Source organism: Nocardioides agariphilus, assembly GCF_015352445.1.
GTDB lineage: Bacteria > Actinomycetota > Actinomycetes > Propionibacteriales > Nocardioidaceae > Nocardioides > Nocardioides agariphilus.
This window is the reverse complement of sequence record NZ_JADKPO010000022.1, coordinates 25,359-43,559: the sequence shown is the minus strand read 5'-3', so window position 1 is coordinate 43,559 and position 18,201 is coordinate 25,359. Positions and strand designations below refer to the sequence as shown.

Below are 18,201 nucleotides of genomic sequence, written 5' to 3'. Positions count from 1 at the left end.
CCTGCCCTTATGGAGGTGGGGGTGCTGGGGCCGGTCGTGGTCGAGGTACCCGTGGGGACGGCGCAGCCGGGCAAGCGGGCCCGGGCGCTGGCCGCCGTACTCGCCCTGGCCGGCGCCGAGACTCCCGGCACCGAGGAGCTGGTCGCGCGGGTGTGGCCGGCCCCTCCGCCCGATCCGGGCGCTGCGCTCGACGGACTGCGGGCCCAGCTGCCGGAGGGCAACCTGGAGACGGACCTCGATCGCTTCACCGCGCTGACCAGCAGGGCCCAGGAGCTGGCTGGCGCCCGCGACCTCTCGGGCGCCGGTGCCGCGCTCGACGAGGCTCTCGCGCTCTGGCGCGGCGAGGCGCTCGAGGACCTGCGGGACACGGCGTACCTCCAGGCCGAGGCCGGTCGGTTGACCGAGCTTCGCCTCACGGCGACCGAGGACCGGCTCGATCTCGCCCTCGGCAGCGCGGACGGCGCGGAGCAGGCACTCGCGCTCGTCTCGCAGATCCGAGGTCAGCTCGGCACGTACCCGACCCGCGAGCGCCTGTGGGCCCTGCTGATGAGCGCTCTGTACGCCGGCGAGCGGCGCGATGAGGCGATCGCGGTGTACGCCGAGGCTCGAGCGACCCTGGCCGACGAGCTGGGCATCGAGCCGGGCGAGGCACTGCAGCAGCTGCAGGCCGGCATCCTGCACAACGGACCCGACGGCCCGGCCGTCGGCACCACCGACCACTCCGGGGTCCAGCCGCGCAAGCGGGGTCGGATCCCCGTGCTGTCGTCCACGACCTACGGCCGCGACGAGCTCACGGCCCAGGTCGCGGCCCTCGTCGTGAGCCCCGACGTGCGGATGGTGACGCTGACCGGCATCGGGGGCAGCGGCAAGTCGCGCGTCGCCGCACTGGTGGCGGCTGCCGTGCAGACGCAGTTCGCCGACGTCGCCTATCTCCAGGTGACCGAGGAGGCCGACGCTCCCCAGCTGCTGGCCGAGGTGGCGCTGGCGCTGGGGTGTCCGCCGGCCGGCGACCCCGCAGACGGCCTGGCCGGGCTCGACGCGACCCGGCGCGTGCTGGTCGTCCTCGACAACCTGGAGTCGCTGGGCGACGCCCGACCGACCGTACGTCGCCTGCTCGACGCCTCGGCCGCCCTGACGGTGCTCGCGACCAGCAGGCTGCCACTGCGCACGGACGGTGAGCACGAGCTGCCAGTCCCACCGCTCGCGGTCCCGGGCGCCGGGTCCACCATCGGGCAGATCGCGCAGTCACCTTCGGTCAGGCTGTTCGCCGACCGCGCGGCAGCCGCGGAGCCGACGTTCGGGCTCGACGGCCAGGAGCTCGCCGTCGCCGAGGTCTGCACGCTTCTCGACGGCCTCCCGCTCGCGATCGAGCTGGCGGCAGCGCACGCCAAGCTCCGCAGCATCGATCGGATCATCGACGGGCTGCGCAGCGACCTCGACCTGCTGTCCACGGGCTCGCAGGAGGTGCCCGAGCGGCAGCGCGCGATGACGACCGCCATCCGATGGAGCTATGAGCGGTTGGGCGAGGACGCCCAGACGGTCTGCGACCGGCTGGCCGTCTTCGAGCGCGGCTTCACCATCGAGGCCGTCGAGGCGGTCTGCCCTGACGTACCCCGGGTGGTCGAGGCGCTGGCCGCGATCGTCGACGCGCGGCTGGTGCGGCAGCTGGAGAGCCGCGCCGACGTACGGTTCGCGGTCCTGGGCACGGTGCGGGCCTACGTGCGGGAGCGGCTGGCGCGACGACCCGACCAGGTCCGGACCCGTGAGCTGCTCGTCGACCACCTCACCGAGCTGGCCGAGGACTCCCGCCGGCGCCTCTACGGCCCCGACGGCCACCTGGTGCTGGCTCGTTTCGACGACGACGCGGCCGACGTGGCTGCTGCCGTCACCTGGGCGCTCGAGACCGGACGCCGGCCGCGCGCGGTCGAGCTGCTGCTCGTCAGCCTCGGCTGCTGGGCTGCGGCCGGCCGCTACAACGAGGCTCTCGGGCTCACTCTGCGGGTGCTCGACGACGTGCCGGCTCAGGGACCGGACGCCGCACGGCTGCTGGCCGTGGCCGCACAGCTCAGCCACTGGCTGACCGACCAGGAGCAGGCCGCCGACTACGGACGGCGCGCCCTGGAGCTCGCCGAGCGCCACCACGACCGCGAGGCGACCGCGACGGCGCGCGCGTTCCTCGGTGCCGCGCTGGTGCTGACGGGCCGGCTGGAGGAAGGCGCTCGGCTCGCCGAGGAGGCCGCAGCCGAGGCGGAGCGGTTCGACCTCTACCCGTTGCGGCGCCAGACCCTCTCGGTGCTGGCGATGGCGCGGGCGATCGGCGGGGACGCCGACGGGGAGCGGGCGGCCTACGAGACGAGGCTGCGGGTCGCTCGCGCCAAGGGCGACCTCGAGGGCACCGCCGACACGCTCAACACCCTGGCCGAGATCTCCCTCGACGACGCCGACGCCGAGACCGCGAGAGCGTTCGCCGCCGAGGCCGCGGGCATCGCCGCCAACCGGATCCCGGCCGTCACCAGGGATGCGACCATCACCCTGGCCAGGGCCGCGCTCGTCAACGGCGACCTCGCGGAGTCGGCGCGGCAGCTCGCCTCGGCCCTGCCGCTCAGCGAACGGCTCGGCCAGTCGCTGGCGCTCGCCCAGTGCCTGCGGGTGGGCGGCTGCCTGGCTCTGGCCCGAGCAGACACGGCAGCGTCGGTGCGGCTCTTCGCGGCGGCCCACGTCGTGTCGCCTCCGCCTGGAGGCGGCGACGTGCCGTTCGAGCAGGACTTCGCCGCCGCTCTGGCCGAGGCGCGAGCAAGCCTCGGCGACGCAGCCGCCGGGCGCGAGTGGACGCTGGGATCCGCGCTCCCGCTGGCCGTCGCACGCGAGCGACTGCTCGAGGTCGTCGAGCAGGTCAGCTCACCCGTGTCAGGGCCTCGATAGCCGCCTGGAGGTCCTTGGTCCAGTCGGCACCGAACAGGTCGCGTCCCGATGGGTCGGCTGCCCACTCCACCGACCCGGGCGTCATCGGCAGCGGGTCGAACCGGTCGAGCACCTCGGGGCGCAACGGGTCGGCCCCGCTCTTGAGCTCCAGGAAGTACGCCAGTAGCCGAGCCCGGGCCCGCAGGCTCACCAGCAGCGGCTCGACGACGTCGGCGTCCTCGCCGAGGTGCGCCTCGAGCTCGACGAGGTCCTTGCGCAGCTCGGCGATCGCCACCAGGACGCGGGTGCCGTTGCGAGAGGACGCGATGAGCGGCGTCCAGTCGCGCAGCGCCACCAGCAGCCGCCGGATGCACTGGTCGACCAGCTCCTTGCGCCACTCCGGGTCGTTGGTGGCGGGCAGAGCGACCACCCACGTGCGCGGGTCGCCGGTGCGGTCGGCCGCGTTGCGGCTCAGCCGCTCGCGTCCCTGGCGCAGCCACTGCAGGGGCTTGCCCGGCGACCACGCCCAGCCGTGGGCGTCGGGCGGCTCGGGCGAGGAGAGGAACGCGAGCCCGACCTCGGCGTCCACGAGGTGGTCGACGATGCCGCCGAGACCGGCCGCGGTGACGCTCTCGTCGAGCCGCTCCTGCTCGCGCAGCTGTCCGGCCTCGTAGGACAGCAGGCCGACGCCGAGCAGCAGGATGCTGTGGAGAGTCCCGGTGACGGTGCTGTGCTCGTCCCAGAACTTGTTGATCTCCGGGCTCGGCCAGTCGGTCAGGGGCCAGTCCGTGACGATCAGCAGCATCAGCAGCACCGCGCACGCGCTGGCCAACAGGGCGGCACTGCGCGCCGTCAGCTGCTGCTTGCGCGCCTTGTCGCCGAGTCGCCAGACGGCAACGGCGACGGCGACCTCGACCAGGATGAACAGGATCCGGGTCATGGCGCCTCCATCGACCGTCGTACGTCGTCGCACTCGGCGTCGAGTGCCTCGATCGCCGCAACGTCCGACACCCCGCGGCGCGCGAGGTAGTCGGCACCGAGCGACAGCCGCAGTGCGAGGTCGACGACGTACGACGCCGTCGCCCACGGCCGAGCGGCGCGGACGCTGCGTGCCAGCTCGAGACAGCGCGTCCGCCACTCGCCGAGCAGGGCATCGGCCTCGTCGGCCGTGGTCGCGCCCAGCTCGCTCAGCGCCCCGCGCAGGGCGGCGGCCCAGGCTGCGGGCTCGGTGCCGGCCTCGTCGCCCACGAGGGTCTCGGCCCACGCGCCGACCCCGGCGACGTCGAACCCGCCAGCGTGCGAGTCGTCGAGCACGCCGGCCGAGTCGCCGTGCGCCAGGCGCACCGACATGAACTCGTTGTCAGCCAGCTCGAGCAAGCCCGCGAGGGCGATCAGGCGACGGCGCACGCTGTCGGTCGGAGTGCGCTCGCCCTTGTACATCAGGTCGTGCTGCAAGGACGCCCACGCGTGCTGGAGGATCGAGCGCACCTGCAGCTCGACCGGCTGGTCGGGGACCCCTCGTTCGGCGAGCCCGAGGGCTTCGCGGTCCTCGTCGCGGAATCGCACGAGGAAGTGCAGGCTCTGGTACCCAGGTACGTCGAGGAGAGTGCCCGCACGCTGGTCCGACATCTCCTCGACAACGTAGAGCCGTTGCACCAGCCGCGCCACCGGCGCCACATCGGCACTCAGCGGCACCATCACCCGGGCTCCGACGAAGTCGGTCAGCTGGGTCTTCGGGTCGGCGTACTTGAAGCCGCCGCGCCCATCGGACTTGGTGGCCTTCACCAGGAAGCTCTCGACGTCCTTGGTGCGGGTCTCCAGCCTCGCGTCGTCGAGCCTGGCCGCGACGATCGCCTGGCCCAGGTGGTCGCGGAACGCCGCCTCGAGCGACCGGAAGCCCTCGGCGTGCTCCTCGAACCACGCCCTGAGGTCCTCCAGCCTGCTCATCAGGACCCCAGCTCGGCGGTCGTCCTCGCGGCGCGAAGCCGATCGAGGTCCACGAACCGCTGGAACATCGTCCACGCGGCGTCGGCGTCGTGGGAGACCGGCTCGAACGACGCGGTGTCGGGGTCGTCGGGCGGCGAGAGAAGCACGACGCACACCCGCGGGGTGGTCAGCCCGTCGTGCAGCGCCGCGGCGAGCACCTCGCCCAGCCGTCGCTCGACGGGATCGCCGCTCAGTGCCCGGGTGGCGGCGTCCTCGTGGGTCAGTGGAAGGGAGGCAGCGACGTGCAGGACGCGCGGGGCCAGTCCCTGGATGTGCCGACCGGAGTAGAACCCGAGGCGGCTGGCATCGCCGAAGCGGCGGTTCTCGGGGCCGACCCAGGCACCGGTCGCGAGGTAGAACGGCCAGGCGCCCGCGCCCGCAACGACACACACTCGCTCCGTCTTCGTCGCCGACATGCCACCTCCCGGCGATCACCGTAGTGCTCGGGCGGTCCGCGCTCTATCGTGCGGAGGGCCACATCGTTGCCCGAGTCGGGAAGGGTCCGCATGACGCGATCGCGGAGGACCGCACGCTTCGCCACCGTTGTCGCGGTCGCCGCCGCCCTGGTCGGCGTACCGGCTTCCACGGCACAGGCGCACGCCGGTGCGGTGGCATTCGACTGCGGCGCGACCAGCGACGCGGCCGTCCAGTGGCTCGGTGGCGCGGGGGTCTGGTCCGATGCCGCCAAGTGGTCCGGTGCCAGCGTCCCCGGCATCGGCTCTCGCACCGACGAGGTCTGCATCCCGCCCGACTCGCAGATCGAGGTCGACGGCACGTCACCACGCGTGGACCTCGCGGCGTTCGAGCTCGGCCGTGGTTCGGTGCTCACCTTGGACCCCGGCACCGCGTTGTTCGTGTGGGGCGACCAGAGCGTCTACCGCTCGGTCACCCGGCCGACCTCGGTGGTCGAGCTCGACGGGGCCACGCTCGGCGGCGCCGGGCGGCTGCGGGTGATGGGCTCGCTCAACGCGCACCGCAGCTCGGGTGGGTCTCCTGCCGTGCTGAGCACGCGTCCGCTGTCCTCCTCGGTGACGGGTCGCCAGGGCATCGTGCAGGTCGACGACGTCGGCACCCTGCGCGCCCTCGGCACGGGCAGCGTGCACGTGGCCAAGCGCTACGTGGTCGACGTCAGGGGGCGCGTGGTGCTGAGGGACGACGCGGACCTGAGACTCGACCACGGCACGGCCCTGCTGCTGCAACCGCGCACGCACTCCCCCGGTCTCGGGAAGCTGCTGATCCACAACGACCGGGGACTCTCCGAAGGTCGCTGGGACGGCGTGGCAGCCAAGGCGACGTTCGTCAACCACGGCATCGTCGTGAAGGAGTTCGCCACGGGCATCAGCCAGCTCGACGTGAGGTACTTCGGCGGCGGCCGGGTGCGGGAGAAGTCGGGCTCGGTCCGCTACCTGATCATCGCCCAGGGCGTCCCCGAGACCGGGCCGTGCGCCCACCGGGACTTCTGCACCGCCGAGCAGACGGTGGCCGTCCAGATCCCCGTCACCGATGCCAACGGCGCGCAGGTAGAAGTGACGCGGGCCCAGGCCTCGGGGTTCGCAGGTGCCGTCGCCAGCCCTGTGAGAGTCGCGGTCACCGACCTCCAGACCACCGTCGCCTACCCCGTGGTGCTGCGCCTCGAGTACACGCTCTCGGCGCTGCGCAGGGCTGGCGCGCCGCTCGACCCGGCCAAGCTCGACGTCTTCCGCGCCGAAGGCGACGACCCGTTCGCCGTCATCCCCAGCTGCCAGCGCCACGACATCCCGCTGGGGGCCAGGTCGTGCCTCGACAGAGGGTCCAGCTCCCGCTCAGGAGACTGGGTGCGGCTCGTCATCAGGACCGTCGAGCTGAGCCGTTGGGTCGCGCGCTGATGGGCGAGCGGAGCTCGCCTGTCCGGCGTCCCCGGGCCTTCAGGCCCTGAACCAGCGGCCGAGCAGGGTCCCGTCGGCCTCCACGAGCGAGTGCAGCGACAGGGGTACGTCGACGGGCGGGCCGTCGGTGATCCGCGGATGGATCCCGGCCACGAGGCGCGGCACGAAGGTGCAGGCGAGCTCGTCGGCCACGCCCTGGTCGAGCAGGTCGCGCAGCAGGTGGGGGCCGCCCTCGCACAAGATGTCGCCGAAGCCGCGCTCGACCAGGGCCTGCTTCATCGCCGCCAGGTCGACGCGGTGTGAGCCGAGCACCAGCACGTTGTCGTTGCCCAGCAGCTCGCGCGCAGACCCGAGTCCGGCGGCCACGCCGACGGTGGCGAGCAGCACCCGCCCCGGCTCGGCACCGCGCATCCTCTCGGGCACGGTGCCGCTGCGCGACACCACCACGGTGGGCACGTCGAGCGGCGGGTAGCCCTCGGTGCGCGCCGTGCCGGCCCCGACCACGACGCAGTCTGCGAGCTCGCGCAGCAGACCGAACACGAGCTGGTCGGCCTGGTTGTTGATCGAGTCGGTCAGACCGGACTCCCCGGTGGCGGCGCCGTCGACGGTGGAGACCATGTTGACGCGCAGCCACGGGGTTCGCGGCGCGGCGTAGAGCTCACGCAGGTCACCGGAGGTGGATGGTCCGAGGAGGGTCCGCATACCGGTCATCCCATCATCACCGCAACCGTGTCAGGGCTGCGGGCCCTCCCAGCGCACCACCCAGTAGGCGACGCCGAACGGGTCGCTGACGTGGTCGACGCCGACCGTGCGCGCGCCCCTCAGCAACTCCCCGAGCCGGACCAGGCCCGCCGGATGGCCGACCAACAGCGCCTCCGCGAGCTCGACGTCGAGGTCGGCCAGGGCCTCAGGGTCCGGCGCAGCCAGGGCGGCGAGGACCCGATCGTCGAAGGGCACCGCGCGCTCGTCGACGTACCCGGGCGCGGTGTCGTTGCGGCGTGCGGAGCCGTTGGCCACCACGAGGTACGCCGAGCCGGCACCCTCCTCGGCACCTGACTGCGCCAGCAACCGGCGGCCGACCCGGGTGCCCTGCGGGTCGCCGACGACCGTGACGGGTCCGGCCTCCCCCACCCACGCGGCAGCCGCCAGCGATGCGGCGCGCACCTCGGCGACGGGGTCCACCTGGCCGGCGTACTCGGGCAGGAACGCCAACACGCCCGGCACCAGCGCGACCCTCACCCCTGTCACTGCAAGGCCCTGATCGCACGCAGCGGAGGTCGCCGCCCGGCGATCGACCAGACCATGTCGACGGTCGCCCGGGTCTCACGCACCTGATGGACGCGGTAGATGCGAGCACCGGCGAGGGCGCACACCGAGGTGGCGGCCAGCGTGCCGGTCAGGCGCTCCTGGGGCGGCGCTCCCAGGGTCTCGCCGACGAAGTCCTTGTTGGACAACGAGACCAGCACCGGCCAGCCGGTCGCGACCATCTCCCCCAGTCGTCGGGTGATCTCCAGGGAGTGGAAGGTGTTCTTGCCGAAGTCGTGGGCGGGGTCGATGACGATCGACTCGCGGGGCACTCCGGCCGCGAGCGCTCGCTCGGCGAGGCTGGTCGTCTCGGCGATCGCCGCGGCCACCACGTCGTCGTACTCGACGCGGTAGGGGTCGGTGCGCGGTGGGAGCCCGCCGGTGTGGGTGCAGACGATGCCGGCGCCGAACTCTGCGGCGACCTCGACGAGTGCCGGGTCGTGGCCGCCCCACGCGTCGTTGACGAGGTCGGCTCCCGCCGCACACACCTCGCGGGCGACCTCCGAGCGCCAGGTGTCGACGCTGATCACCACGCCGGGGTGGTGCTCTCGCACCCAGGCCACGAACGGCACGACGCGCCGGATCTCCTCGGCGGCGTCGACCACCTCGCCGTAGCCGGCCCGCACCCCGCCGATGTCGACGATCTCGGCGCCGTCCTCGACGACCTGGCGCACGCGCTCACGCGCCGGCCCCTCGTCGTAGGTCGCACCCTGGTCGAAGAACGAGTCCCGCGTGCGGTTGACGATCGCCATCATCAGCGTCTGGTCCGGCCCGAACGTGTGACGTCCGAGCCGCAGGTCCATGCCGAGATCCTGGCAGAGCCCACAGGACTACCGCCTGAGCAGACCCCCGTTGGGGGTCACGGTCGGGCCGGCACCTTGACCCACGGCGACCACTTGCTGGGCCCGACCTTGGACAGGGCCCGCACCCGGCACTGGTAGGCGCGGCCGGGCTGCAGCCCGGACACCCGCACGCGAGTGGTGTCGGACCCGGCGGTCTCGCGGTCGGTGCCGTTGGGACGCTGGCACTGGGCGGTGTAGCCCTTGACCCTCGCGCCGCGCGCTCGTGAGGCATCGAACGCCACGCGCGCGACCTTGGCGCTGACGCGCTTGGTGCGTACGTCGGAGGGCTTGGTCGGCGTGATGGTTCCGGTCGCCACCCGGACCCGGCGCTTGCTGAAGGTGATGGGGCCGATGTCGACCGTCACCGCGCTGCCGTCCTGGCCGAGGGCGACAGGCGCGGTGGTGCCGCTGACGGTCGTCACGAGGGAGGACCCCGTCATCGTGCTCGGGTCGGGGATGCCGAAGACCTCGCGCAGCATGCGGTAGGGCACGCGGTAGTCGGCGAAGCCCTCGAACAGTGCCCCGCCGAAGTACTCGTGGGAGTTCTGCAGCAGCACCGTCATCGCCGTCGAGCCGTCGGCCGCGACGCTGAACTCCGGCGGCGTCGAGACCACGTGCACGTTGGTGAACAGCTCCAGGCCCTTGACCTGGTCGCGGATCGCCGGACCGCCCCACCACGAGCCGTCGTCGACCGATCCGTAGGCCATGGCCTGGACGGTGTCCTCGGCCAGGCCGGTGTAGGGGCAGGTCGTGGTGCCGGAGCCGTCGACCCGGCAGGAGAAGACCATCGACACGGGCCGCACCGTGAGGTCCACGCGGTAGCCGGTTCCGGTGTCGGGGAGCAGCGCGACGTCCACGCCGTCGGCGAACCCGAACGTCGTGCGCGGCTCGGCAGATCCGTTGTTGACCAGCGCCCGGAAGGTGTGACCGAGCTCGGAGGTGCCCATGTCGTAGCCACCGTTCTTGGTGAACTCCCACCAGAAGCCGCCGGGCATCGGGTCCCAGCCCTCGTCCTCCAGGAACAGGAAGGAGTACGTCGGGTCGGCACTGGTCAGCGCGACGCCGTCGCGCCACAGCCCCTCCAGACACGGGGCCGGCCGCCCGCTGCTGCACCACGGGCTGGCGACGATGGCCGCAGAGGTCGCGGGGGTGGGCACGGTCGCCAGGGCGGTCACGAGCAGGACCGACGCAGCGGCTCCGAGAAGGACGCGTCTCATGCGGCTCACCCTAGGTGTCCGCGCACCGTCACGTGGCCGGAAAGCAGGTTGCGGGCGATGGTGCGTCGCTGGATCTCGTCGGTGCCCTCGTAGATGCGCAGCAGCCGCAGCTCGCGGTACCAGCGCTCGATGGGCAGCTCGCGCGTGTAGCCCATGCCGCCGTGCATCTGCAGGACGCGGTCGACGATCTCGTTGGCCTTCACCCCGCCGTAGAGCTTGGCCATCGACTGCGACTGCCGGGAGTCCAGGCCATGGTCGACCTGCCAGGCCGCCGTGAGCACCAGCCAGCGCAGCGCCTCGATCTCGACCGCCGAGTCGGCGACCATCCACTGGATCGCCTGGCGGTCGGCGATGGGCGCACCGAACGTCACTCGCTGACGGGCATGCTCCATGCCCATCTCCAGCAGGCGTTCGCACGCGCCGAGAGCCCGGGCCGGCAGCAGGTAGCGACCGCGGCCGATCCAGCGCATGGCCAGCTCGAAGCCGCGCCCCTCCTCGCCCAGGATGGCCGTGTGGGGCACCCGGACGTCTTGGAAGCTCAGCGACGCGGGTCCCCACTCGCCCATCGTCGGGATCGGCGCGGAGGTCCAGCCCGCCTCGCGGTCGACCAGGAAGCAGGTCACCCCGCCGTCGGCACCCAGCTCCTTGTCGGTGACGGCGAAGACCATCACGAAGTCGGCCACGTCGCCGAAGGTGATGAAGGTCTTCTCGCCGTTGATCACCCATTCGTCGCCGTCGCGGACGGCGGACGTGCGGAGGTTGCGTGCGTCTGACCCGGCGCCCGGCTCGGTGATGGCGAAGCAGCTGATCTTGTCGCCCTCGATCGTGGGCAGCAGGTAGCGCTCCTGCTGCTCGGGGTTGGCGGCGTAGAGGATGTTGTCGGCGTCGCCGCCGAAGCTGAACGGCACGAACGAGCGACCGAGCTCCACCTGGGTCAGCGCGGTCATCAGCGCCCCGAGCCCCATCCCGCCGTACTCCTCGGGGGTCTGGATCCCGAAGAAGCCGGACTGCCTGGCCTTGTCCTGCAACGCCTTGAGCTCCTCGCGGGTCAGCCCTCGCTCGTTGCGCCGCTCGCGCTCGAGCACCATCGACTCCAGGGGCAGCACCTCGCGAGTCACGAACGTGCGCACCCAGTCGCGGATCTCGCGCTCCTCTTCGGTCAGCGTCAGGTCCATGTCCGCACCTTAGGCGTCGTCAGCCGACACAATGGCCCCGTGACCGCCGCTCCCGACGTGCCGCCACTCCAGGTACGTGCGATGGGGGTGACCATCGAGATCCGGGTGCCCGACCAGGCCAGCCGCGACCGGCTGGCAGGTCAGTGGTCGCGCGCCGTGGTCGACCCGCCGGAGAAGCCGGCGGCCACGATCTCCGCGTGGGACGGCGACTCCGACAACGAGGTCGTCCGCGACTACGGCGTGACGACCCGGGTGACGATGGCGGGCCTGCGGGCAACCGCCGGCCGACGCGTCAACCTCCACGCCGGCGGAGTCGCCGACGCCGACGGGCGGCTGCTCGCCCTGGTGGCACCGTCCGGCACCGGCAAGACCACCGCCACCCGAGCACTCGCCTCCCGCCTGGGCTACGTCTCCGACGAGACGATCTCGATCGACTCCGAGGGCGTCGTCTATCCCCACCCCAAGCCCTTGTCGGTGCTGACCGACCCGTCCTCGAAGCACCACAAGCTCCAGCTCTCCCCCGACGAGGTCGGCCTGCTTCCGACACCGGAGCTGGCACGCCTGGCGCGGGTGGTCATGCTGCACCGCGGTGGAGACGGGCCGCGAGGGCTGAGCCGGCTGGGCACCGCCGCGGCCCTCCTCCAGCTGGTCGAGCAGTCGTCGTCGATGTCGCAGCTGCCGCGGCCGCTACGGACTCTGGTCGGTCTGTTGCATGACTGCGGGGGCGCCCGGGTGCTGACCTATGACGAGATCGAGGAGCACCTCGACGACCTGACGGCGCTGCTGGCCGAGCCGGATGACGTCCCACCGGCCGAGGAGCTGGTCTGGCACGCCGGACAGGAGGGCTTCCCCCTCGTCGAGTCCGAGGGTCCCCTGCTGGCCAGGCTGCCGTTCGCGGAGGCCGTCGAGGTCGACCACGAGCTCGTGGTGCTCACCGAGTCGCACGCCTGGCTGCTGGCCGATCTGACCGCGGCCATCTGGCTGCACGTCGCCGAGCCGTCCTCGATGCAGGACCTGGTGGCCGCGGCCCAGGAGCGCTTCGGTGCCCACGACCGTGCCGAGGAGGTGGTCCGATCGGCTGTGGCCACGCTGGCCCAAGAGAACCTCCTGGCCTGGGGATCGCTGGCATGATCGAGCCGTGACCGAGACCGCCTTGGTGCTTGCCCCCTTGGCCTGTGCCGCCGTGCTGCTGCTCAGCGGAGTCGCCAAGTACGCCGACACGGACGCCACCCGGTCCGCCTTCGTCTCGATGCGCGTGCCGCGGGCGCTGAGCTCGCCCACCGTCGTACGCCTGCTGCCGACCGCCGAGATCGCACTCGGAGTCCTGCTGCTGGTCACCTGGAGCTGGACGCTCACGGTCGTGGCCGCTGCCGTGACCGCGCTGTTCATGGCCTACTGGGTGCTGGTGCTCCTGGTCCTGCGGCGCGGTGACGAGGTCGACTGCGGTTGCTTCGGCGCGGCCGGTGAGGACCGGGTGTCCTGGTCGACGCTGGCGCGCAACACCCTGCTCGTTGGGTTGGCCGCCCTGGCCGCCGCCCTGGGTGCGGGCGGCTCAGGAGTCATCCCGGCCCTCGGCGACCTGGGCTCCGCAGACGTGGCGTGGCTGCTGATGGCAGTCGCGGTCACGGCCACCGCAGTCTTGGTGGTCGGGCTCCGGCGGCCGTCCGGGGAGCAGGTCGCCGACGAGGACCTGCTCGACTACGAGCGCGAACCCATCCCCTTCGGCTTGCTGCGCGACCGCGAGGACGTCTCCGTCACCTTGCGCCAGCTCGCCTCCGAGAAGCCACAGCTGCTCCTGCTCCTGTCCTCCACGTGCGGCGCCTGCCACGACGTCGCGGCCAAGGTCCCCGACTGGATCGCGCGGCTCGGACCGGTCGAGGTCCAGCTGCTGTTCACCGAGCCGCTGGACCACCTCCCCAGCGAGGTCACGCCGCCCGGTGCCAAGGTCTGGTACGACGTCGAGGGCGGTGCGAACTTCGCGTTCGCCGCCGGGAGGCCCTCGGCCGTCCTCCTCGGAGCCGACGGGCTGATCGCCGGCGGCCCGGTGGCCGGCACCGCCGCCATCACGAGGTTCCTCGACGACATCATCGCCGAGCTCGCGGCCGCGGAGCTCGACGCCGAAGGACAGCCGACGGCGCTCGCCGTACCCGCCGCCGTCGAGGTCGACCACGGGCACGACCATGGGCACGACCACGGGCACGACCACCCGCATGCGACCGCCGATCACGGGGCCTGAGCCCCGCTCCTGAGCCTGACCTCAGACTTCGTCAAACCACCGCGGGGGTGACCAGGACCCCCCTACCCTGGGCAGCGACCCGACCGCCCTGACGAAGGACTACCATGGATCCGCGCGGCCTCCGAGTCGCCGACAGGCGGTTTGGACATTTCCAGAAGAGTTTTGTCGACTTCTTCCGGTTCTCCGCTGCGCAGGGCACAATCCTTGTGGGGTCATTGTGTGGTGCCGTCCCGAACGGGGCAGCACCAGGTCTGGGGGGACTTGAATGACGTTGCTCGGCCACGCGGTCAATCGCATGGCAGGCACGCGGAGATCGCAATCCGCGCGCCTGATTCCGATCGCTGCTGCGATCGGAGACGTACTCACGCTGGCGCTCGCCGTCTTCTTGGCCATGGTCGGTCGCCAGGAGCTCACGTTCTTCAACCCGGCCAGTGACGTCCGCGACTACGTCAGCGTCGCCGCCGGCCCGCTCCTGCTCGGCTGGGCGGCCATGCTGCTCGCCGTCGGCGCCTACGCCCGCGACATCTTCGGCGCCGGCACCGACGAGTACAAGCTGGTCCTGAAGGCCTCGCTGCTCAGCGCCGGCCTGGTCGGGATCGGCTGCTTCCTCACCCGCTTCCCGCTCTCTCGCGGCTTCTTCCTGCTCGCCTTCACCATCGGCGTGCCCCTGCTGCTCACCTGGCGCCTGGTCTTCCGCCGCTCGATCCAGCAGACCCGCAAGCACGGCCACCTCCGCGAGGGCGTGGTCATCGCCGGCAACCCGCAGCACATCGACGACCTGGCGGCCGTGCTGCGCCGGGAGTCCTGGCTCGGCTACACCGTGCTCGGCGCCCTGGTCACGCCCGGCCGACCGCTCATCGAGACGCCCGCCGGCATCCCCGTCCTCGGGACCACGACCGACACCCTGGCGGCGGTCGAGGGCGTTGACGCCGACGTGATCATCTTCGCCGACGGCGCGTTCTCCAGCGCCCACGACCTGCGCAGGGCCATGTGGGAGATCGAGGGCCACTCCGTGCGCGCCATCATCGTGCCGAGCCTCACCGACGTCTCGAGCGAGCGCCTCAAGGTGCGGCCGGTCGCCGGGCTGCCGCTCGTCCACGTCGACGCCCCGCGCACCGTGCAGGCCTCCCACTGGGCCAAGCGGGTCTTCGACATCCTCGGCTCTGCGGGCGCCATGCTCCTCATCTCGCCGCTGCTCCTCGCCACGGCGGTCTGGATCAAGTTCCACGACGGCGGTCCCGTCCTGTTCCGACAGACCCGGATCGGCCGCGACGGCCGCCCCTTCAGCTGCTACAAGTTCCGCAGCATGGTGACCGACGCCGAACAGCTGCGGATCGACCTCGAGACCAACCACGAGCGCAGCTCGGTGATGTTCAAGATGGTCGACGACCCGCGGGTGACCCGTCCGGGCCGCCTGATCCGTCGTCTCTCCATCGACGAGCTGCCCCAGCTGTGGAACGTCCTGCGCGGCCAGATGAGCCTGGTCGGCCCGCGTCCGCCGCTGCCCCACGAGGTCGCCCGCTACAGCACCGACATGAGCCGTCGGCTGCGCGTGCGTCCGGGACTGACCGGGCTGTGGCAGGTCTCCGGTCGCTCCGACCTGAGCTGGGACGAGACGGTCCGTCTCGACCTCTACTACGTCGACAACTGGTCGATGGTCCAAGACCTCAACATCTTGGCCCGCACGGTGTCGGCCGTCTTGAGCTCGCGCGGCGCGTACTGAGTCCTGCGCTCACCCGGCCGCTGACACAATCCTCGGCGTGACGCGTCCCCGGGTGGCCATTGCCCACGACTACCTGACGCAGCGGGGCGGTGCCGAGCGGGTCGTCGTGGCCCTGCTCCGCGCGTTCCCCGAGGCCGAGGTGCACACCTTGCTCTATGACGCCGACGCGACGTTCCCGGAGTTCCGGCAGGCGCGCGTCGTCACCTCCCCGCTCAACCGCATCGGCGCGCTGCGAGGCCACCACCGGATGGCGTTGCCGCTGCTCGCGCCGGCCGCCAGCCGGATGCGCGTCGATGCCGACGTGACCGTGATCTCGACCAGCGGGTGGGCCCACGGGTTCGACGTACGCGGTCGCAGCATCGTCTACTGCCACAATCCCGCGCGCTGGCTCTACCAGGGTGCCGACTACCTCGGCGAGCACCCGCGCGCCGCCGTGGCCCTGGCCCTCAAGGCGCTCTCGCCGGCGCTGCGTCGCTGGGACCGCCAGGCGATGGCCCGCCACGACACCTACCTGGTCAACTCGACGGTGGTTCGCGGGCGAGTGCGCTCGACGTACGGCATCGACGCCCCCGTGCTGTTCCCGCCGTCAGTGGTCTCGGTGGAGGGCGACCAGGTGCCCGTCGGTCCGTTCGCACCGGGCTTCCACCTGGTCGTCTCGCGGCTGCTTCCCTACAAGAACGTCGACCACGCTGTCGAGGCGTTCGCAGCGCTGCCCGACGAGCGCCTGCTCGTCATCGGCCACGGCCCCGAGGAGGAGCGGCTGCGCGCCCGGATGCCGGCCAACGTGGCGATCGTGTCCAACGTGACCGACAGCCAGCTGCGCTGGGCCTACCGGCACTGCGTGGCCCTGCTCGCGCCGGCGATCGAGGACTTCGGCCTCACCCCGCTCGAGGTGGGCGCGTTCGGGAAGCCGACGCTCGCGCTGCGCGGGGGCGGCTACCTCGATTCGGTCGAGGACGGCGTGAGCGGGCTGTTCTTCGACTCCGCCGGTGCCGCCGACATCGCCGAGGCCGTCGGCCGCAGCCGCGCGACCGACTGGGACGCCGGTGCGATCGTGCGGCACGGTGAGGGATTCGGCGAGGCGAGGTTCGCCTCAACCATCACCGCTGCTGTCGACCGCCTGATGCACGTACCTGCGGACCGCTAGCGCCAGGGCCCGCGCGTAGTGCTCCCGGCCGCGCGGCCGGGTCATCCGCGTCGCGTCGGAGCGGTTGCGCATGTTGCCGAGCTCGACCATCACCGTCGGGATGTCGGAGAGGTTCAAGGTCCCGAGATCGCGACGTACGTCGAGCCCGTCGCCGCCGGCGATGTAGGTCGCCGTGGTCAGGCCCCGGTCGACCAGCGCGTCACGCGTGGCCAGGGCCAGCTCGCGCGAGGCGTCGTAGATGTCGTCGGTCCACGGGCTGCGGTCGGCCGGCATGATCACGTGGAAGCCGCGCGCGCCGCGCAGCCACGAGCCGTCACCGTGGATGCTGATCTTGAGGTCGGCCGCGGCGCCGTTGGCCAGCACGTTGCCGGCCAGCCCGCGCTCGTCGACGCACGGGCCCCAACGGTCCTGCCGGTTGCTGTGTCGGGTCATCCTGACCACGGCGCCCTGCGCCTGCAGGCGCTCGCGCAGGCGGAGCGCGACGTCCCAGGTGAAGCTGGCCTCGGGGTAGCCGCCGTTGGTGGCGGTGCCCGTGGTGTTGCACGGCTTGCTGAACCCGCCGGCCGGCACCAACCGCTTGATCCGGCGCGGGAAGTTGTGGTTGCCCAGCTGGTGACCGGGATCGAGCACGATCACCTTGCCCTCGAGCGGCTTCGCCGCCGCGACCCTCTCCGCGGGGTCAGCGGTCTCGCCGGGCACTGCGGCCGCGACGGCGATACCGGGCGCGAGCACCACGAGGGCCGTGCCGGTCAGGAGCGCCGTCGCAAGACGCGAGCCGGTCATTCGTAGCCCAGGACCTCCTGGCGCCTGGCCCCCCAGGCCAGCGCCGAGGCGATGCCCTCGTCGATGTCGTGCTCGGCACGCCAGCCGGTCAGCTCGGCGATGCGGTCCACGTTGGCGTAGGCGCCCACCGCGTCGCCGAGTCGCGGTGGCGCCTCGCGAACCGGCACCTCGCGGCCGAAGACGCGCTCGAAGGCCGCGACCAGCTCGCGCACCGAGACACCCGCGCCGCAGCCGACGTTCATCAGCACGCTGGGTTCGCCGACCCGCTCGATGACCTCGTCGAACTGTTCGACGACGCGCACGTGTGCGCGCGCCACGTCCCACACGTGGACGTAGTCGCGGATGCCGGTGCCGTCGGGAGTCGGGTGCTCGGTGCCAGTGATGGTGAAGGCCTCCTGGTGGCCCAGCGCGGCGCGCACCAGCTGGCCCAGGATGTGGGAGGGCTCCTTGGCGTAGACACCCGTGGTGAGCTCGGGATCGGACCCGATCGGGTTGAAGTAACGCAGCAGGATCGCCTTGAGGTCCGTGGCCGCAGCGACGTCCGTGAGCACCTGCTCCATCATCAGCTTGCTGCGCGAGTAGGGGGACTGCGGGTCGAGCGGGTCGCCCTCTCGCACCTCGAAGCCGTCGGCGGGTGCGGCGTACATGGATCCGGTCGAGGAGAAGATCACCCGTCGCTGTCCCAGACCCTGGAGGGCGTCGAAGAGCTCCAACGACTTCGCGACGTTGTCGCGGTAGTACTCATAGGGCAGCTGCACCGACTCAGGTACGACGATCCGCGCCGCCATGTGGATGGTCGCGTCGAGGTCGGGGTGCTCCTCGACGATGCGGGCGAGCAGCGCACGGTCGGCGATGTCGCCTTCGTAGAAGATCCGATCGCCGACGAAGACCTGCGGTCCGGTCAGCAGCGAGTCGAGGATGACGGGGGTGTGCCCCGCCTGCTCGAGCGCCTTGGCTGTCGTCGACCCGATGTAGCCGGCGCCGCCTGTGACGAGGACCTTCATGAGGAGAACTCCCTGAC

The 18,201-nt window shown here is 72.0% G+C and carries 16 protein-coding genes; 6 read left to right on the top strand and 10 right to left on the bottom strand.

What is annotated here, in order from left to right; all coding sequences use genetic code 11:
- Positions 1-9 precede the first annotated feature (9 nt).
- Positions 10-2,922, top strand: a complete 2,913-nt coding sequence (locus ISU10_RS15780; protein ID WP_194697375.1) for an ATP-binding protein — start codon at positions 10-12, stop codon at positions 2,920-2,922.
- Here ISU10_RS15780 and ISU10_RS15775 read toward each other — a convergent pair.
- Genes ISU10_RS15775 through ISU10_RS15765 form a run of 3 tightly spaced genes read right to left on the bottom strand, consistent with a single transcriptional unit; the run spans position 2,894 to position 5,303 of the window.
- A complete protein-coding gene (locus ISU10_RS15775; RefSeq protein WP_194697374.1) occupies positions 2,894-3,841 on the bottom strand; it encodes a hypothetical protein in 948 nt (315 codons plus the stop codon). The genes ISU10_RS15780 and ISU10_RS15775 overlap by 29 nt on opposite strands.
- Positions 3,838-4,848, bottom strand: a complete 1,011-nt coding sequence (locus ISU10_RS15770; protein ID WP_194697373.1) for a GTP pyrophosphokinase — start codon at positions 4,846-4,848, stop codon at positions 3,838-3,840. Before ISU10_RS15770 ends, ISU10_RS15775 begins: the two co-directional genes overlap by 4 nt.
- Positions 4,848-5,303: a hypothetical protein gene (locus ISU10_RS15765; protein ID WP_194697372.1), complete on the bottom strand. Its 456-nt coding sequence runs from the start codon at positions 5,301-5,303 to the stop codon at positions 4,848-4,850. The genes ISU10_RS15770 and ISU10_RS15765 overlap by 1 nt, the downstream gene beginning before the upstream one ends.
- 90 nt (positions 5,304-5,393) lie before the next feature.
- Here ISU10_RS15765 and ISU10_RS15760 point away from each other — a divergent pair, with 90 nt between their 5' ends.
- Positions 5,394-6,752, top strand: coding sequence for a hypothetical protein (locus ISU10_RS15760; RefSeq protein WP_194697371.1), 1,359 nt, complete (start codon positions 5,394-5,396; stop codon positions 6,750-6,752).
- Between the two features lie 39 nt (positions 6,753-6,791).
- Here the strand turns inward: ISU10_RS15760 and ISU10_RS15755 are convergent, their stop codons facing one another.
- The 5 genes from ISU10_RS15755 to ISU10_RS15735 are packed head-to-tail and all read right to left on the bottom strand — an operon-like array spanning position 6,792 to position 11,291.
- A complete protein-coding gene (locus ISU10_RS15755; RefSeq protein ID WP_194697370.1) occupies positions 6,792-7,454 on the bottom strand; it encodes a dihydrofolate reductase family protein in 663 nt (220 codons plus the stop codon).
- A 30-nt stretch (positions 7,455-7,484) separates the two neighbouring features.
- Positions 7,485-7,991 (bottom strand): class III extradiol ring-cleavage dioxygenase family protein, encoded by a 507-nt coding sequence (locus ISU10_RS15750; protein ID WP_194697369.1) that lies wholly within the window; start codon positions 7,989-7,991, stop codon positions 7,485-7,487.
- 5 nt (positions 7,992-7,996) lie between these two features.
- Positions 7,997-8,860 carry a dihydropteroate synthase gene (gene folP, locus ISU10_RS15745; protein ID WP_194697368.1) on the bottom strand — a complete coding sequence of 288 codons (864 nt, stop codon included), beginning with the start codon at positions 8,858-8,860 and terminating at the stop codon, positions 7,997-7,999.
- A gap of 56 nt (positions 8,861-8,916) precedes the next feature.
- A complete protein-coding gene (locus ISU10_RS15740) occupies positions 8,917-10,116 on the bottom strand; it encodes a fibronectin type III domain-containing protein (RefSeq protein WP_194697367.1) in 1,200 nt (399 codons plus the stop codon).
- Between the two features lie 5 nt (positions 10,117-10,121).
- Positions 10,122-11,291, bottom strand: coding sequence for an acyl-CoA dehydrogenase family protein (locus tag ISU10_RS15735; RefSeq protein ID WP_194697366.1), 1,170 nt, complete (start codon positions 11,289-11,291; stop codon positions 10,122-10,124).
- Between the two features lie 39 nt (positions 11,292-11,330).
- Between ISU10_RS15735 and ISU10_RS15730 the strand changes: the two genes are divergently transcribed.
- The 4 genes from ISU10_RS15730 (at position 11,331) to ISU10_RS15715 (ending at position 16,397) form a co-directional block, all read left to right on the top strand.
- The gene (locus tag ISU10_RS15730) at positions 11,331-12,422 is read left to right on the top strand and encodes a PqqD family peptide modification chaperone (RefSeq protein ID WP_194697365.1); all 1,092 of its coding nucleotides are present in this window, start codon (positions 11,331-11,333) and stop codon (positions 12,420-12,422) included.
- 7 nt (positions 12,423-12,429) lie between these two features.
- The gene (locus ISU10_RS15725) at positions 12,430-13,527 is read left to right on the top strand and encodes a MauE/DoxX family redox-associated membrane protein (protein ID WP_194697364.1); all 1,098 of its coding nucleotides are present in this window, start codon (positions 12,430-12,432) and stop codon (positions 13,525-13,527) included.
- 295 nt (positions 13,528-13,822) lie between these two features.
- Positions 13,823-15,250, top strand: coding sequence for a sugar transferase (locus ISU10_RS15720; protein WP_228501086.1), 1,428 nt, complete (start codon positions 13,823-13,825; stop codon positions 15,248-15,250).
- Between the two features lie 37 nt (positions 15,251-15,287).
- Positions 15,288-16,397 (top strand): glycosyltransferase, encoded by a 1,110-nt coding sequence (locus tag ISU10_RS15715; RefSeq protein WP_194697362.1) that lies wholly within the window; start codon positions 15,288-15,290, stop codon positions 16,395-16,397.
- Here the strand turns inward: ISU10_RS15715 and ISU10_RS15710 are convergent.
- On the bottom strand, positions 16,344-17,180 hold the full coding sequence (locus ISU10_RS15710; protein WP_194697361.1) for an N-acetylmuramoyl-L-alanine amidase family protein: 837 nt from the start codon (positions 17,178-17,180) through the stop codon (positions 16,344-16,346). The genes ISU10_RS15715 and ISU10_RS15710 overlap by 54 nt on opposite strands.
- A complete protein-coding gene (gene galE, locus ISU10_RS15705; RefSeq protein ID WP_194697360.1) occupies positions 17,177-18,184 on the bottom strand; it encodes a UDP-glucose 4-epimerase GalE in 1,008 nt (335 codons plus the stop codon). Before galE ends, ISU10_RS15710 begins: the two co-directional genes overlap by 4 nt.
- Positions 18,185-18,201: the final 17 nt, after the last annotated feature.

Excerpts from the sequence above, each read along its gene's own strand:
- ISU10_RS15780 (WP_194697375.1), top strand. The coding sequence starts at position 10 with ATGGAGGTGGGGGTGCTGGGGCCGGTCGTGGTCGAGGTACCCGTGGGG.
- ISU10_RS15775 (WP_194697374.1), bottom strand. The coding sequence starts at position 3,841 with ATGACCCGGATCCTGTTCATCCTGGTCGAGGTCGCCGTCGCCGTTGCC.
- ISU10_RS15770 (WP_194697373.1), bottom strand. The coding sequence starts at position 4,848 with ATGAGCAGGCTGGAGGACCTCAGGGCGTGGTTCGAGGAGCACGCCGAG.
- ISU10_RS15765 (WP_194697372.1), bottom strand. The coding sequence starts at position 5,303 with ATGTCGGCGACGAAGACGGAGCGAGTGTGTGTCGTTGCGGGCGCGGGC.
- ISU10_RS15760 (WP_194697371.1), top strand. The coding sequence starts at position 5,394 with ATGACGCGATCGCGGAGGACCGCACGCTTCGCCACCGTTGTCGCGGTC.
- ISU10_RS15755 (WP_194697370.1), bottom strand. The coding sequence starts at position 7,454 with ATGCGGACCCTCCTCGGACCATCCACCTCCGGTGACCTGCGTGAGCTC.
- folP (WP_194697368.1), bottom strand. The coding sequence starts at position 8,860 with ATGGACCTGCGGCTCGGACGTCACACGTTCGGGCCGGACCAGACGCTG.
- ISU10_RS15740 (WP_194697367.1), bottom strand. The coding sequence starts at position 10,116 with ATGAGACGCGTCCTTCTCGGAGCCGCTGCGTCGGTCCTGCTCGTGACC.
- ISU10_RS15735 (WP_194697366.1), bottom strand. The coding sequence starts at position 11,291 with ATGGACCTGACGCTGACCGAAGAGGAGCGCGAGATCCGCGACTGGGTG.
- ISU10_RS15720 (WP_228501086.1), top strand. The coding sequence starts at position 13,823 with ATGGCAGGCACGCGGAGATCGCAATCCGCGCGCCTGATTCCGATCGCT.
- ISU10_RS15710 (WP_194697361.1), bottom strand. The coding sequence starts at position 17,180 with ATGACCGGCTCGCGTCTTGCGACGGCGCTCCTGACCGGCACGGCCCTC.
- galE (WP_194697360.1), bottom strand. The coding sequence starts at position 18,184 with ATGAAGGTCCTCGTCACAGGCGGCGCCGGCTACATCGGGTCGACGACA.